We start from the raw sequence: 15,141 nt of genomic DNA, 5'->3' as shown, positions 1-15,141 counted from the left end.
CGACCGCTCAGGCGGCCACGCCCAGCCGGTCCGCGACCAGGCTGCGCTTGTGCTCGATGTAGTAGGCAAACTCATGCCGGAAATGTCGCAGCATGCCCTGCACCGGCATAGCAGCGGCATCCCCCAGCGCGCAGATGGTGCGACCGGCGATGTTGCCGGCCACCGATTCCAGCAATTCGAGGTCTTCCGGCCGGCCCTGCCCTTCCACGATGCGCGTCACCACCCGGTACAACCAGCCGGTGCCCTCGCGGCACGGCGTGCACTGCCCGCAGGATTCGGCAAAGTAAAAGCGCGAGATGCGCTGCAACACACGCACCATGTCGGTGGTCTCGTCCATCACGATCACCGCCCCCGATCCCAGCAGCGAACCCGCCTTGGCGATCGAGTCGTAATCCATGTTGGCCTCCAACATGGCCTGCGCGGGCAGCACCGGCACCGACGAGCCGCCGGGAATGACCGCCTTCAGTTGCCTGCCCTTCCAGACGCCGCCGGCCAGCGCCAGCAGGTCCTTGAATGGCGTGCCCAGGCGAATCTCGTAGTTGCCTGGCTTCTCGACGTGCCCGGAGACCGAAAATATCTTGCTGCCGCCGGCTTTCTCTACGCCCAGGGCGGCGAACCACGCCGCCCCGTTGCGCAGGATGGTCGGCACCGAGGCCATCGATTCCACGTTATTGATGGTGGTCGGCCGGCCGTATAGACCCACCGCGGCCGGGAACGGCGGCTTGAAGCGCGGCAGGCCCTTCTTGCCTTCCAGCGACTCCAGCAGGGCGGTCTCCTCGCCACAGATGTAGGCGCCGGCGCCGAGCGTGCCGTAGAGGTCGAAATCGATTCCCGAGCCCTGAATGTTGCGACCGAGCAATCCGGCGGCATAGGCCTCCTTGAGCGCCGTCTCGAAGCGCCGGAACACCTCGTCCATCCACTCGCCACGCATGTAGACGTAGCCGACCGTGGCGCCCATGGCAAAACCGCCGATGGCCATGCCCTCCACCAGCGCGTGGGGGTTGAAACGGATGATGTCGCGATCCTTGCAGGTGCCAGGTTCGGACTCGTCGGCGTTACAGACGAGGTATTTCTGACCGGGTGCATTGCGCGGCATGAACGACCACTTGAGCCCGGTCGGGAAACCTGCACCACCGCGGCCGCGCAGCCCCGATGCCTTGACCTCGTCGATCACCTGATCGGGCGTGAGTTCACCCGCCAGGATGCGCCGCCAGGCACTGTAACCACCAAGCCGCGTGTAGGTGTCGAACGACCACGGCTCGGGCTCGCCGAGCGTCGCGTAACAGACTTTGACTTCGGCCGTCATGGGTCAATCCAGGGCGTCGAGGATCTGGTCGACGCGCTGCGGCGTCAGGTGCTCGTGGTAGACGTGATCCACCTGCATCATCGGCGCGCCGCAGCAGCCGGCCAGACACTCTTCCTCGGGCTTCAGATAAAACTTGCCATCCGGTGTGCTCTCACCGAGCTTCACGCCGAGCTTGCGCTCGACGTGCGCCACGATTTCGTCGGCGCCGCGCAGCATGCACGAGATGTTGGTGCACACCGAGATCGAGTGCCGGCCGACCGGCTTGGTCTCGAACATCGAATAAAAGCTGGCCACCTCGTAGACGTCGATCGGCGCCAGTTCCAGATACTCGGCCACCGCGTCCATGAGCTCGACCGTCAGGTAGCCGTGATTGTCGTGCTGCACGGCGCGCAGCGCCGCCAGCACCGCCGAACGCTTCTGATTGGGCGGAAACTTGGTCAGCCAGTGATCGATTTCGTGACGGGCATGCTCGGACAAAACGCCCCGGTACGGCTCGCTCATCGGTCGATCTCGCCAAACACGATGTCCAGGGTGGCGATGATGGCCACCAGATCAGCCAGCATGTGCCCGCGCACCATCTCGTCGATGGCCGACAGGTGGGCAAAACCCGGCGCGCGCAGCTTGACCCGATACGGCTTGTTGGAGCCGTCGGAGATCAGGTATACGCCGAACTCTCCCTTGGGCGCCTCCACCGCCGAGTACACCTCGCCCTGTGGCACAGCGTAGCCTTCGGTGAACAGCTTGAAGTGATGGATGAGGGCCTCCATGTCGGCCTTCATCTCGGTGCGCGGCGGCGGCGTGATCTTGTGGTCGGCCAGCATCACCGGCCCCGGGTTGGCGCGCAGCCAGTCCACGCACTGGCGGATGATGCGGTTGCTCTGACGCATCTCGGCTACGCGCACCAGATACCGGTCGTAACAATCACCGTTGACGCCCACCGGCACCTGGAAATCCAGCTCGTCGTAGACCTCGTACGGCTGTGTACGGCGCAGGTCCCAAGCCACCCCCGACCCGCGCAGCATGGGACCGCTGAAGCCGAGCTCGCGCGCCCGCTCACCACTCACCACGCCAATACCGACGGTGCGCTGTTTCCAGATGCGGTTGTCGGTGAGCAGTGACTCGTAGTCGTCGACGCAGCCGGGAAACCGTTCGGTGAAGGCCTCGATGAAATCCAGCAGCGAACCCTCGCGGTCACGGTTCATGGCCCTGACGGCCTTCTCGTCGTGCCACTTGGACGGCTCGTAGCGGGGCATGCTGTCCGGCAGATCGCGGTACACGCCGCCCGGGCGATAGTAGGTCGCGTGCATGCGGGCGCCGGAGACCGCCTCGTAGCAGTCCATCAGGTCCTCGCGCTCGCGAAAGCAGTACAGGAACACCGTCATGGCGCCCATGTCCAGCGCGTGCGCGCCGAGCCACATGAGGTGATTCAGGATGCGCGTGATCTCGTCGAACATCACGCGGATGTACTGCGCCCGCTTCGGTGGCTGGATGCCGAGCAGCTTCTCGATGGCCAGCACATACGCGTGCTCGTTGCACATCATGGACACGTAGTCGAGCCGGTCCATGTAGCCGATGGAGTGGTTGTACGGCTTGGTCTCGGCCAGCTTCTCGGTGCCGCGGTGCAACAGCCCCACGTGCGGGTCGGCGCGCTGCACCACCTCGCCGTCCATCTCCAGCACCAGGCGCAGCACGCCGTGGGCCGCCGGATGCTGCGGTCCGAAGTTCATCGTGTAGTTGCGTATCTCGGCCATGTCGCCCTACCCGGCCGGGTGCTCGTAGCGAAAATCGTCGCGCCGCACGCGCGGCACGCTGATGCGGTTCTCGATGCTCACCGGCTCGTAGATCACCCGCCCCTGCTCGGGGTCGTAGCGCATCTCCACCTCGCCGTTGAGGGGAAAATCCTTACGCAGCGGATGGCCGAGGAAACCGTAATCGGTGAGGATGCGCCGCAGGTCTGGATGACCGTCGAAGACGATGCCGAACAGGTCGAACGCCTCGCGTTCGAACCAGTTGGCCACCGGCCACACGTCGACCACCGACGCCACCAGCGGGAATTCGTCGTCTAGAAAGGCCCGCACACGCAGCCGCCAGTTCAACGTGGTCGACAGCAGGTGATACACGACGGCAAAGCGCGCCGGCGACGTGTCCGGAAACTCCGCGTAGTCGACGCCACAGACGTCGATCAGCTGATCGAAGCCCAATTGCGGCCGATCGCGCAGCGCACGACACACCTCGGGCACGTCATTCGCGCTCAGCTGCACGGTAACCTGATCGGCGACGCCGACCACCACACTGACCGAGCGGTCACCCAGCTGCTCGCGCAGCACCGCCTCCAACTGTTCAGCCCGCGTGCTCATGGCTCAACGTGCAATGGTGTGCGTGCGACGAATCTTGTTCTGCAGCTGGATCAGCCCGAACAGCAGCGCCTCGGCGGTCGGGGGGCAGCCCGGCACGTACACGTCGACCGGCACGATGCGATCGCAGCCGCGTACCACCGCGTAGGAATAGTGGTAGTAACCGCCACCGTTGGCACAGGATCCCATCGACAACACCCAACGTGGCTCGGCCATCTGGTCATACACCTTGCGCAGTGCCGGCGCCATCTTGTTGACCAGCGTGCCGGCCACGATCATCAGATCCGATTGGCGCGGGCTCGGCCGAAAGATGATGCCGAACCGGTCGAGGTCGTACCGCGACGCGCCGGCCTGCATCATCTCGACCGCGCAGCAGGCCAGTCCGAACGTCACTGGCCACAGCGAGCCGGTCTTGCTCCAGTTGACGACCTGGTCAACGGTGGTGGTGAGGAACCCCCGCTCGCCGAGTGCTTCTACTCCCATTCGAGCGCCCCTTTCTTCCACTCGTAGATGAAACCGACCACCAGCAGACCCAGGAACAGCATCATGGCCGCGAACCCGAAACCGCCGACCAGCCCCTGCTTGAGCCCGACCGCCCACGGAAACAGAAACGCGACCTCGAGGTCGAAAATGATGAACAGGATGGCAACCAGGTAATAGCGCACATCGAATTTCATGCGCGCGTCCTCGAACGCCTCGAAGCCGCACTCGTAGGGCGACACTTTCTGTGGGTCTGGGCGATGTGGGCCGATGAAACGGCCGGCCAAGATGGCAATGGCACCGATGGCCACGCCGACCGCCAGCAAAAGCGCGATGGGCAGGTATTGCAGCAACATGCTCAGTAGTCCTGATCCTTGGCTCGCGGCAGCAGGTTATTGTTGGAACATCTGCACACGCCCGCGGCGGCCGGGCGTTCATTTCAAGACCGCAGGCACATCCCTACCTAGGGTTGCCCTGCTCGCCGCCAATCGTGAATCAAGGGCGATGCGCCCTCGATTCAAGCCGGGGCATCCCGCCCCAAACGGGGCGCCCACGCCTAATCAGCGCGCCCCTCACCTGGTGCCGATGGTCGGACTCGAACCGACACGACTTGCGTCACCACCCCCTCAAGATGGCGTGTCTACCAATTCCACCACATCGGCTAAATCATTCAGCGGGCGCTGCCGGCGGCGGCGACGGGGCCGCAGGCTGGCTGGGCTGCGCCGGCGCGACTGGCGCCGGCTCAACTGGCGGCATTTTATCAGTAACGCTGGCCGGACCGCCGGCATGCGCCCCCAAATACGCCAACACCAGACTGGTCAGAAACAGCGCAGCGCCCAGCGCACTGGTCAGCCGGGTCAGAAACGAGCCAGCGCCACGGCTGCCGAAGACCGTTGCCGACGCGCCGCTGCCAAACGCAGCGCCGGCATCGGCACCCTGCCCCTGCTGAATCAACACCAGCCCGACCAGCGCCAGGCAGATCAGCAGATGCACCACCAACAACACTACGATCATTATGAAAGCGCCGCCCTGCAGATTGAAAGGAACTGTTCGGGCACCAAGCTGGCCCCGCCGATCAGCCCGCCGTCGACATCGCCCTGGGCGAACAGGCCCGCCGCATTGTCGGGCTTGACGCTGCCGCCGTACAGGATCGTCGGCGTCGCGTCGCCCCGCCCCACACGCTGGCGGATGAAGCGGTGCACGGCCTGCGCCTGCTCGGGCGTGGCGACCTTGCCGGTTCCGATCGCCCAGACCGGCTCGTAGGCGATCACGGCATCAGCCAAGGCCTGGTCCCCGCACAGGGCCAGCACGGCGTCGAGCTGGGACGCGATGACGCGCTCGGTGTCGCCCGCCTCGCGCTGCGCCAGCAATTCGCCCACGCACAGGATCGGCTGCAGCCCGGCGAGATGCGCGGCGCGAAACTTCTGTGCCACCAGGCGGTCATCCTCGCCGAACAGTGCCCGACGCTCGGAATGGCCGACGATGACGTAGTGACAGCCGACGTCGCGCAGCATCGGCCCGGACACCTCGCCGGTGAACGCGCCGGACGGCTCGACCGCGAGATTCTGCGCCCCCAGCCGCACCGGCCCGCCGGCAAGCAAAGCGGCCGCTTGCTGCAAATAGGGAAACGGCGGACAAACTGCCACGCCGACACCGGCCAAGTCCGGCGCAGCCGCAGACAGCACCGCCAACGACTCGGCCACCATCTGCCGACTGCCGTGCATCTTCCAGTTACCGACGACCAACGTACGCGCCATGAAAACTCTTCGGCCGAGCTTCGGAGAAGGCCGCGGATGTTAGCGGCACGAGTGGCGGGAATCAAACGGCAGCGGCGGGCGGGGAGTCACCCTCCCCCGTCATGATCGCCCCGGCTGCGCCATCACAGCGCGCCGCATGCCAATCCAATGAGTCAAAAAGTGTATGTAGTTCCTTTTTTCCTAAAAACTTTTCATATCTTCAGTCACGGCGTCTGCGATCTGTTGACACACAACCTCGACCTCCCGCGCATCGGCCCCCTCCACCATCACGCGCACCAACGGCTCCGTGCCGGACTTGCGCAGCAGAACCCGTCCGCGACCGGCCAGCTGCGCCTGTGCTGCCGCCACCGCCTGCCGCACCGACGGGCTATCGTCGGGCGTGTATCCCGGCGACAGTGGCACGTTCAGCAAACGCTGTGGGTACTTGTGCATGAAGCGCTTCAAGTCGGCCAGCGGCCGCCGCCGGGCGCGCATCACCGACAACACCTGCAGCGCCGTCACCAGGCCGTCGCCGGTGGTTGTGCGATCCAGGCACAGCACATGCCCGGAGGTCTCCCCGCCCAGCAGCCAACCGCGCGCACGCAGCTGCTCCATCACGTAGCGGTCACCCACCTTGGCGCGCACAAATGTGATGCCGCGGTCGGTCAGGGCCTGCTCGAGGCCGAAATTGCTCATCTGCGTGCCGACCACCCCGCCACCCAAGGTGCCGGCTTCGTGACGTGCTAGGGCCAAAATGCCGAGGATCTCGTCGCCATCGACCAACTCACCGGCAGCGTCGACGAGGATCACGCGGTCGGCATCGCCGTCCAAGGCCACCCCCAGATCCGCCCCCTGCCGGCGTACTTCGTACTGCAAAGCCGCGGGAGCCGTCGAGCCGCAGTCGAGGTTGATGTTGAAACCGTCCGGAGCGACGCCGATGGCGGTCACCGTGGCGCCGAGTTCCCGAAACACCGCCGGCGCCACCTGATACGCCGCACCGTTGGCCGCGTCGACGACGATCCTCACCCCCTGCAGGTCCAGGCCGTCGGCCAAAGCACGCTTGCAATACTCGATGTAACGCCCGCCGGCGTCGACGGCGCGCCGCGCCTTGCCGATCTCGGTAGCCGCCACCACGGTCAGCGGCTGGTCCAGACAGCGCTCTATCTCGGCCTCGACCGCGTCCGGCAGTTTCTCGCCGTGTCCCGAAAACAGCTTGATACCGTTGTCGGGGTACGGATTGTGGGAAGCGCTGATCACGACCCCGGCACGCGCGTGAAACGTGCGCGTCAGATAAGCGACCGCCGGGGTGGGCATCGGCCCCAGCAACAGGCAATCCATGCCGGCCGCCGACAGGCCCGCTTCGAGCGCCGACTCGAGCATGTAGCCCGACACGCGGGTGTCCTTGCCAACCACCACCGTGCCGCGACCTTCACGGCGCAACACGGTGCCGAGCGCCCAACCCAGGCGCAGCACGAAGTCGGGCGTAAAAAAACCAGTCCCGACCGTGCCGCGCACACCGTCGGTGCCGAAATAACGTCGTTCAGCCACCCAGCCTCCCTGAAATTCGATCCGCCGGCTCTGCGGCGGCAAACGGCGAGCAGCGCTCACACGGTACTCGCACCGCCCCCCGTGGCTTGCACAGCATCCAGTATTGCCAGTGCTTGTATGGTGCATTCGACGTCGTGTACGCGCAGCAGGCGCGCACCGCGCTCGGCCGCCAACACGGCCAGCGCAATGCTGCCGCCCAGACGGCTGGCTACCGGCGCGCCGGTGAGATCGCCGATCAGCGATTTACGCGACAAACCCACTGCCAATGGACGCCGAAAGTGCGCAAAACGCGGCAGGGCCCGCAGCAGCGCCAGATTGTGCGCGGCGGTCTTGCCAAAACCAAACCCGGGATCGAGCAGCACGCGATCGTCGGCGATGCCAGCCCGCCGGCAGGCCGCCATGCGCTGATCGAAAAACGCCATGACCTCGCCGACCACATCGTCGTAGCGTGGTGCCTGCTGCATGGTGCCGGGTTCGCCCTGCATGTGCGTCAGAATGACCGGCACGCCAAGCGCCGCGGCGGCGTCGAGTGCACCCGGCTCGCGCAAGGCGGCGATGTCGTTGATGAGACCGGCACCGGCCTGCACGGCGGCGCGCATTACCTCCCCATGACGGGTGTCGATGGAGATCGGCACCGCAACACGCCGCGCCAAGCGTTCAATGACCGGCACCACTCGCCGCAGTTCCTCGGCCACCGTGACACGCCGCGCCCCGGGGCGGGTCGACTCACCGCCCACGTCGATCACCGCCGCGCCCGCCGCCTGCATTGCCAGGGCGCGCTCACAGGCGGCCTCAGGATCGAGCAGGCCATCGCCCGAGAACGAGTCCGGCGTCAGATTGAGCACGCCCATCACCGCCGGGCGCGACAGGTCCAGCGATTTTCCGGCGCAATCGATGATCACGGCACCCGCCGAGTGCCGACTGCCGCCGCTACCGCCGCCTTCAGGGCAGGCTGGGGGCGCCGTCGGGGCTGGTGTCGGCGGCCGGCGCCGGTGGCGGTGCCGGCCGATCCACCGACGGTGCGGTCGTCGCCCGCACCGGCCGGCCGGCCATCAAATCGTCGATCTGATCCTTGTCGATGGTCTCGAAGCGCATCAACGCGTCGGCCATGGCGTGCAAGGTATCCATGCGCGCGCGCAGGATCTCGGTGGCGCGGGTGTAATTGCGCTCCAGGATGGCGCGGATCTCCTCGTCGATGGCCGCGGCCGTGTCGTCTGACACGTTCTTGTGCTGCGTCACGCTGCGTCCGAGGAATACTTCGCCCTCGTCCTCCTCGAAGGTCATCGGGCCCAAGCGTGCCGACATGCCCCAGCGCGTGACCATGTTGCGCGCGATCTCGGTGGTGCGCTTGATGTCGTTGGAGGCACCGGTGGTCACCGCCTGCGGCCCGAACACCAATTCTTCTGCGATGCGCCCGCCGTACAGGCTGCAGATCTGGCTCTCCAGGCGCTCACGGCTCAGACTGTAACGGTCTTCCTCCGGCAGGAACATGGTCACGCCCAGCGCCCGCCCGCGCGGGATGATGCTCACCTTGTAGACCGGGTCGTGCGACGGCACCGACAGCCCCACGATGGCGTGACCGGCCTCGTGATAGGCGGTGAGGCGCTTTTCGTCCTCGTTCATGACCATGGAGCGCCGTTCGACGCCCATCATGATCTTGTCCTTGGCGCGGTCGAAGTCTTCCTGATCGACCAGGCGCTTGTTCTGCCGGGCGGCGAACAGCGCCGCCTCGTTGACCAGGTTGGCGAGATCCGCCCCAGAGAAGCCGGGGGTGCCGCGTGCAATGACTTCAGCTTGCACATCAGGTGCAAGCGGTACTTTTTTCATGTGGACTTTGAGAATCTGTGCGCGGCCGACGATGTCCGGCAGCGGCACCACCACCTGGCGGTCGAAGCGCCCCGGGCGCAGCAACGCCGGGTCGAGCACGTCCGGGCGGTTGGTGGCGGCGATGACGATGACGCCCTCGTTGCCCTCGAAGCCGTCCATCTCGACCAGCAACTGGTTCAGCGTCTGCTCGCGCTCGTCGTGGCCGCCGCCCAGGCCCGCCCCGCGGTGGCGTCCGACGGCGTCGATTTCGTCGATGAAGATGATGCACGGCGCGTGCTTTTTGGCCTGATCGAACATGTCGCGCACGCGCGACGCGCCGACGCCGACGAACAGCTCGACGAAGTCCGAGCCCGAGATAGTGAAGAACGGCACCTTGGCCTCGCCGGCGATGGCACGCGCCAGCAGCGTCTTGCCGGTGCCCGGCGAGCCGACCATCAGCACGCCGCGCGGAATGCGCCCACCCAGGCGCTGGAATTTGGACGGATCGCGCAGGAAATCGACCAGCTCGCGCACTTCTTCCTTAGCCTCGTCCACCCCGGCCACGTCGGCGAAGGTGACGCGCACTTGATCCTCGGTGAGCATGCGCGCGCGGCTCTTGCCAAACGGCATCACCCCACCCTTGCCCGGGCCGCCCTGCATCTGGCGCATGAAGAACACCCACACGCCGATCAGCAGCAGCATGGGGAACCAGGAGATGAACACCTGCATCAGCAACGACTGGCGATCCGGCGCCGCCACCTCGATGCCGACCTTGTTGGCCAGCAGGTCGTCGATCATGTGCGGGTCGTTCGGCGTGTAGACGACGAAGCGCTCGCCGCTGCTGGTCAGGCCGCGCACGGCGCCGTCCTCGATCACCACCCGGTCGATCTGGCCTTCCTTGACCTGCGCGATGAACTGCGAGTAATCGACCGTATGCTCGCCGGAGCGCCGCGGGCCGAAGCTGTTGAAGACCGCCATCAGCACCAACGCCACCACGACCCAAAGGATGACGTTGCGGGACATTGAATTCACCTAGGGACTCTCCGGTCGCTGGGGTTGTTGCGAAAATGTTGGCAGCATACCGCGGCCAATCAAGTAGTGCTCGCGGCTGCGGTCGCGCGAAGCATCGGGCTTGCGCACCGCCACCTGGCCGAAGCGCCGCGCGAACAGCGCGCGCAGTTCCTGGCTGCCGGCGCCCTCGAAGCATTTGACCAGTAGCGCCCCGCGCGGTTTCAGCACCCGCCCGGCGAAATCCAGCGCCAGCTCGGCCAGGTACAGCGCGGCCGGCTGATCGACGTCGCGCACGCCGGTCAGGTTGGGTGCCATATCGGACATGACCAGGTCCGCGCCGCCCGGCAGCAGGCCCAGCAGCTGCTCGAACACGGCGTCATCCGTGAAATCGCCCCGAATGAACTCGACGCCCGGCAGCGGCGCCATGTCGAGCAGATCGACCGCCACCACCCGGCCACGCAGGCCGACGCGCTCGCTCGCCACCTGCGACCAGCCGCCCGGGGCGGCGCCGAGGTCGACCACGGTCGCGCCCGCCTGCAGCAAGCGGTCGCGCTGGTCGATCTCGATCAGCTTGAAGCTGGCCCGCGAGCGATACCCGTGCGCCTGTGCCTGGCGCACATACGGATCGGCGACGTGCTGCTGCAACCAGCGCCGGGTGTTACCGCGCCGGCTCACGGCTGCGCCACCGCCCGCGGCGTGGCGCGCCTGCGCGCGACCGACATACCGACAGACGGCAGCGGTTTACCGATACTCGACGGCCAGAATCTCATACGACTGCTCGCCACCCGGCGCCGGCACCACCACCTGGTCGCCCGCCTCGCGGCCGATCAGGGCGCGCGCCAGCGGCGCCCGAAACGACAGTCGCCCCTGCTTGATGTCGGCCTCGTCGACGCCGACGATCTGGTAGGTGACCTCCTCGTCGGTGTCGTTGTTGACCAGCGTCACGGTGGCGCCGAACACCACCTTGCCACCGGCGCCGAGCTTGGCCGGATCGATCACCTCGGCGCGGCCGAGCCGGTCTTCGATTTCGCTGATGCGGCCCTCGATGAAGCCCTGCTGCTCCTTGGCGGCGTGGTACTCGGCGTTTTCCTTCAGATCACCGTGGGCGCGCGCCTCGGCGATGGCGGCGATCACGCGCGGCCGCTGCACGGATTTCAGGTCTTCGAGTTCGCGGCGCAGTTGCTCGGCGCCACGGGCGGTAATGGGTTCACGGCTCATGATGTCAGCTCGGTATGCAAACGGTGCAGGCTTTCGACCCGCAGGTCGCCTTCAGCCTGCAGGGCAAGGCAGGTGGCGCGCGCGCCGGCCAGCGTGGTGGTGTACGGCACCTTGAAACGCAGCGCCGCGGCGCGGATGGCGAACGAATCGGCGATCGCCTGCTTGCCTTCGGTGGTGTTCAGCACGAACGCGATGTCGCCGTTGGTGATCATATCGACGATGTGCGGTCGACCTTCCTTGACCTTGTTTACCACGGTGCAGGGAATGCCAGCATCGGCCAGCACTTGGGCGGTGCCGCGGGTAGCCACCAGTTCGAAGCCGAACCGCAGCAGATCGCGCGCCACCTGCAGCAGCAGGGTGCCCTTGTCGGCCTGGCGCACGCTGATGAAGGCGCGCCCGCCGTGCGGCAGCGGATTGCCGGCCGCGAGCTGCGCCTTGCCGTAGGCCTCGCCGAAGCTGCGTCCCACCCCCATCACCTCGCCGGTGGACTTCATCTCCGGCCCCAGGATGACGTCGACACCCGGGAACTTGGCGAACGGGAACACCGCTTCCTTGACCGAGAAATACGGCGGCGTCACCTCGCCGGCGACGCCCTGGGTCTTGAGACCGATGCCGGCCATGCAGCGCGCCGCCACCTTGGCGAGCGGCACCGCCGTCGCCTTGGACACGAACGGCACCGTGCGCGACGCGCGCGGGTTCACTTCCAGCAGGTAGACGTCGCCGTTCTTGACCGCGAACTGGATGTTCATGAGCCCGACCACGCCGAGCTCGTGCGCGAGCTGCACCGTCTGGCGGCGCATTTCGGCCACGACCTCGGGCGCGAGGCTGTACGGCGGCAGGCAGCAGGCGGAATCGCCGGAATGCACGCCGGCCTGCTCGATGTGCTCCATCACGCCGCCGATGACCACCTCCTTGCCATCACACACGGCATCGACGTCCACCTCCAGCGCATCGTCCAGAAAACGGTCCAGCAGCACCGGCGAGGCCGCCGACACGTGCGTGGCGTTTTGCATGTAGGCGCGCAGGCCGTCTTCGTCGTAGACGATCTCCATGGCGCGCCCGCCCAGCACGTAGCTCGGCCGCACCACCAGCGGGTAGCCGATCTCGGCCGCGGCAATGAGCGCCTGCTCGAGGCTGGCGGCCATGCGATTGGCCGGCTGGCGCAGGCCGAGCTTGTCCACCACCTGCTGGAAGCGCTCGCGATCCTCGGCGCGGTCGATGGCATCCGGCGTGGTGCCGATGATGGGCGCGCCGGCCGCCTCGAGCGCCCGGGCGAGTTTCAGCGGCGTCTGGCCGCCGAACTGCACGATCACGCCCCACGGCCGCTCGACGCGCACGATCTCGAGCACGTCCTCGAGCGTCAGTGGCTCGAAATACAGCCGATCGGCGGTGTCGTAGTCCGTGGACACGGTTTCCGGGTTGCAGTTGACCATGATGGTCTCGAAGCCGGCCTCGCGCAGCGCCAGCGCCGCGTGCACGCAGCAGTAGTCGAACTCGATGCCCTGGCCGATGCGATTGGGTCCGCCACCGAGGATCATCACCTTGCGGCGGTCGGTCGGCTGCGCCTCGCACTCGTCCTCGTAAGTGGAATACAGGTAGGCGGTGGCGGCCGGGAACTCGGCGGCACAGGAATCCACGCGCTTGTAGACCGGCAGCACGCCCAGCGCGCGCCGGCGCTGGCGCAACACGTCCTCGCCCACACCGAGCAGCGCCGCCAGGCGGCTGTCGGAGAAGCCCAAACGCTTCCAGGCGCGCAGCGTGGCGGCATCGACGTCGGCCAGGGAGCTGGCGGCGATCTGCCCTTCGGCCTCGATGATCTCGGCGATTTGGTCCAGGAACCACGGATCGATGCCGGTCAGCGCCTGCACCTCGTCCAGCGGCAGGCCACAGCGGAACGCATCGCCGATGTAGCGCAGGCGCTCGTCGGACGGCGTGCGCAAGCGCTGGCGCAGCGTGTCGAGCGCCACCTCATCGCGACCGGCGAGTGCCGGCACGAAGCCGTCGATACCCGTTTCGAGCCCGCGCATGGCCTTTTGCAGCGATTCCTGGAACGTGCGGCCGATGGCCATCACCTCGCCGACCGACTTCATCTGCGTGGTCAGCGTGCTGTCGGCCTGCGGGAATTTCTCGAAGTTGAACCGCGGCACCTTGGTGACCACATAGTCGATGCTGGGCTCGAACGAGGCCGGCGTGACACCGCCGGTGATCTCGTTCCTGAGCTCATCCAGCGTGTAGCCGACCGCCAGCTTGGCCGCCACCTTGGCGATCGGGAAGCCGGTCGCCTTCGACGCCAGCGCCGACGAGCGCGACACGCGCGGGTTCATCTCGATCACCACCAGCCGCCCGTCGGCCGGGTTGACGGCGAACTGCACGTTCGAGCCGCCGGTCTCGACGCCGATCTCGCGCAGCACCGCCAGCGAGGCGTCGCGCATGATCTGGTATTCGCGGTCGGTGAGGGTCTGCGCCGGCGCCACGGTGATGGAGTCGCCCGTGTGCACGCCCATGGCGTCGAAGTTCTCGATCGAGCACACGATGATGCAGTTGTCGTTGCGGTCGCGCACCACCTCCATCTCGAACTCTTTCCAGCCGATGATCGACTCCTCGATCAGCAGCTCGTGCGTGGGCGACAGGTCCAGCCCGCGCTCGCAGATGGCGACGAATTCCTCGCGGTTCCAGGCCACCCCGCCACCGCTGCCGCCCATGGTGAATGACGGCCGGATGATGGTCGGGAAGCCGATCTGCGCCTGCACCTGCAGCGCTTCTTCCATGCTGTGGGCGAGCGCCGAGCGCGGCGTGGCCAGGCCAATCCGGCGCATCGCCTCGCGAAAACGCTCGCGATCCTCGGCCTTGTCGATGGCGTCGCGCGTGGCGCCGATCATCTGCACGCCGAATTTTTCGAGCACGCCCTCGCGGGCCAGATCGAGCGCGCAGTTCAGCGCCGTCTGCCCGCCCATGGTCGGCAGCAGCGCGTGCGGGCGCTCGCGCTCGATGATCTTGGCTACCACCGGCCAGGAGATCGGCTCGATGTAGACGGCATCGGCCATGTCCGGATCGGTCATGATGGTGGCCGGGTTCGAGTTCACCAGGATGACCCGGTAGCCCTCCTCACGCAGCGCCTTGCAGGCCTGCGCGCCGGAGTAGTCGAACTCGCAGGCCTGACCGATCACGATCGGCCCGGCGCCGATGATCAGGATGCTCTCGATGTCGGTACGTTTGGGCACGGGAGTCCTCAGGCGCCGCGGTGGGCCGCCATCAGGTCGGCGAATTGCTTGAAAAGATGCGCCGCGTCGTGCGGCCCGGGGCTCGCTTCCGGGTGACCCTGAAAGCCGAACGCCGGTTTGTCGGTGTGCGCGATGCCCTGCAGCGAGCCGTCGAACAGCGAGCGGTGCGTGGGCGTGAGGTGAGCCGGCAGGCTCGCCTCGTCCACCGCGAAGCCGTGGTTTTGACTGGTGATCAGCACCCGGCCGGTAGCCGCCTCGAACACCGGGTGATTGGCGCCGTGGTGGCCGAATTTCATCTTCACGGTGCGCGCGCCGGCGGCGAGACCCAGTAACTGATGGCCAAGACAGATGCCGAACAACGGCACGCCGCGGTCCAGAAACTCGCCGATGGCGTCGATCGCGTAATCGCAGGGCTCGGGATCACCCGGGCCGTTCGACAGGAACACGCCGTCCGGCTGGCG

General features: G+C 66.8%; 15 protein-coding genes and 1 tRNA gene. All 16 read right to left on the bottom strand.

What is annotated here, in order from left to right:
- Window positions 1-7: 7 nt before the first annotated feature.
- Window positions 8-1,306 (bottom strand): NADH-quinone oxidoreductase subunit NuoF, encoded by a 1,299-nt coding sequence (nuoF, locus tag PHC73_RS01565; protein ID WP_300123806.1) that lies wholly within the window; start codon window positions 1,304-1,306, stop codon window positions 8-10.
- 3 nt (window positions 1,307-1,309) lie between these two features.
- Window positions 1,310-1,807, bottom strand: a complete 498-nt coding sequence (locus tag PHC73_RS01560; RefSeq protein ID WP_300123805.1) for an NAD(P)H-dependent oxidoreductase subunit E — start codon at window positions 1,805-1,807, stop codon at window positions 1,310-1,312.
- A complete protein-coding gene (locus PHC73_RS01555; protein WP_300123804.1) occupies window positions 1,804-3,057 on the bottom strand; it encodes an NADH-quinone oxidoreductase subunit D in 1,254 nt (417 codons plus the stop codon). The genes PHC73_RS01560 and PHC73_RS01555 overlap by 4 nt, the downstream gene beginning before the upstream one ends.
- Window positions 3,058-3,063: 6 nt before the next feature.
- Window positions 3,064-3,663, bottom strand: a complete 600-nt coding sequence (locus tag PHC73_RS01550) for an NADH-quinone oxidoreductase subunit C (protein ID WP_300123803.1) — start codon at window positions 3,661-3,663, stop codon at window positions 3,064-3,066.
- Between the two features lie 3 nt (window positions 3,664-3,666).
- On the bottom strand, window positions 3,667-4,143 hold the full coding sequence (locus PHC73_RS01545) for an NADH-quinone oxidoreductase subunit B family protein (RefSeq protein ID WP_290618518.1): 477 nt from the start codon (window positions 4,141-4,143) through the stop codon (window positions 3,667-3,669).
- The gene (locus PHC73_RS01540) at window positions 4,134-4,496 is read right to left on the bottom strand and encodes an NADH-quinone oxidoreductase subunit A (protein ID WP_300123802.1); all 363 of its coding nucleotides are present in this window, start codon (window positions 4,494-4,496) and stop codon (window positions 4,134-4,136) included. Before PHC73_RS01540 ends, PHC73_RS01545 begins: the two co-directional genes overlap by 10 nt.
- A 221-nt stretch (window positions 4,497-4,717) precedes the next feature.
- Window positions 4,718-4,802 (bottom strand) — tRNA-Leu (locus tag PHC73_RS01535).
- A gap of 4 nt (window positions 4,803-4,806) precedes the next feature.
- On the bottom strand, window positions 4,807-5,154 hold the full coding sequence (secG, locus tag PHC73_RS01530; protein ID WP_300123801.1) for a preprotein translocase subunit SecG: 348 nt from the start codon (window positions 5,152-5,154) through the stop codon (window positions 4,807-4,809).
- Complete coding sequence (gene tpiA, locus PHC73_RS01525) at window positions 5,154-5,897, bottom strand: triose-phosphate isomerase (protein WP_300123800.1); 744 nt, start codon at window positions 5,895-5,897, stop codon at window positions 5,154-5,156. The genes secG and tpiA overlap by 1 nt, the downstream gene beginning before the upstream one ends.
- Before the next feature lie 180 nt (window positions 5,898-6,077).
- The gene (glmM, locus tag PHC73_RS01520; RefSeq protein WP_300123817.1) at window positions 6,078-7,424 is read right to left on the bottom strand and encodes a phosphoglucosamine mutase; all 1,347 of its coding nucleotides are present in this window, start codon (window positions 7,422-7,424) and stop codon (window positions 6,078-6,080) included.
- Window positions 7,425-7,480: 56 nt separating this feature from the next.
- Window positions 7,481-8,275, bottom strand: coding sequence for a dihydropteroate synthase (gene folP, locus PHC73_RS01515; RefSeq protein ID WP_366949774.1), 795 nt, complete (start codon window positions 8,273-8,275; stop codon window positions 7,481-7,483).
- Between the two features lie 91 nt (window positions 8,276-8,366).
- Window positions 8,367-10,253 carry an ATP-dependent zinc metalloprotease FtsH gene (gene ftsH, locus PHC73_RS01510; protein ID WP_300123798.1) on the bottom strand — a complete coding sequence of 629 codons (1,887 nt, stop codon included), beginning with the start codon at window positions 10,251-10,253 and terminating at the stop codon, window positions 8,367-8,369.
- Between the two features lie 9 nt (window positions 10,254-10,262).
- The gene (locus tag PHC73_RS01505; RefSeq protein WP_300123797.1) at window positions 10,263-10,916 is read right to left on the bottom strand and encodes an RlmE family RNA methyltransferase; all 654 of its coding nucleotides are present in this window, start codon (window positions 10,914-10,916) and stop codon (window positions 10,263-10,265) included.
- 66 nt (window positions 10,917-10,982) lie between these two features.
- Window positions 10,983-11,459 (bottom strand): transcription elongation factor GreA, encoded by a 477-nt coding sequence (gene greA, locus PHC73_RS01500; RefSeq protein WP_300123796.1) that lies wholly within the window; start codon window positions 11,457-11,459, stop codon window positions 10,983-10,985.
- Window positions 11,456-14,680, bottom strand: coding sequence for a carbamoyl-phosphate synthase large subunit (carB, locus tag PHC73_RS01495; protein ID WP_300123795.1), 3,225 nt, complete (start codon window positions 14,678-14,680; stop codon window positions 11,456-11,458). The genes greA and carB overlap by 4 nt, the downstream gene beginning before the upstream one ends.
- Window positions 14,681-14,688: 8 nt before the next feature.
- On the bottom strand, window positions 14,689-15,141 hold a 453-nt coding region (locus PHC73_RS01490; RefSeq protein ID WP_300123794.1), incomplete at its 5' end, for a gamma-glutamyl-gamma-aminobutyrate hydrolase family protein.

Source organism: Immundisolibacter sp. (assembly GCF_028696615.1).
Classification (GTDB): Bacteria; Pseudomonadota; Gammaproteobacteria; order Immundisolibacterales; family Immundisolibacteraceae; genus Immundisolibacter.
This window is presented reverse-complemented; position numbering and strand designations above follow the sequence as displayed.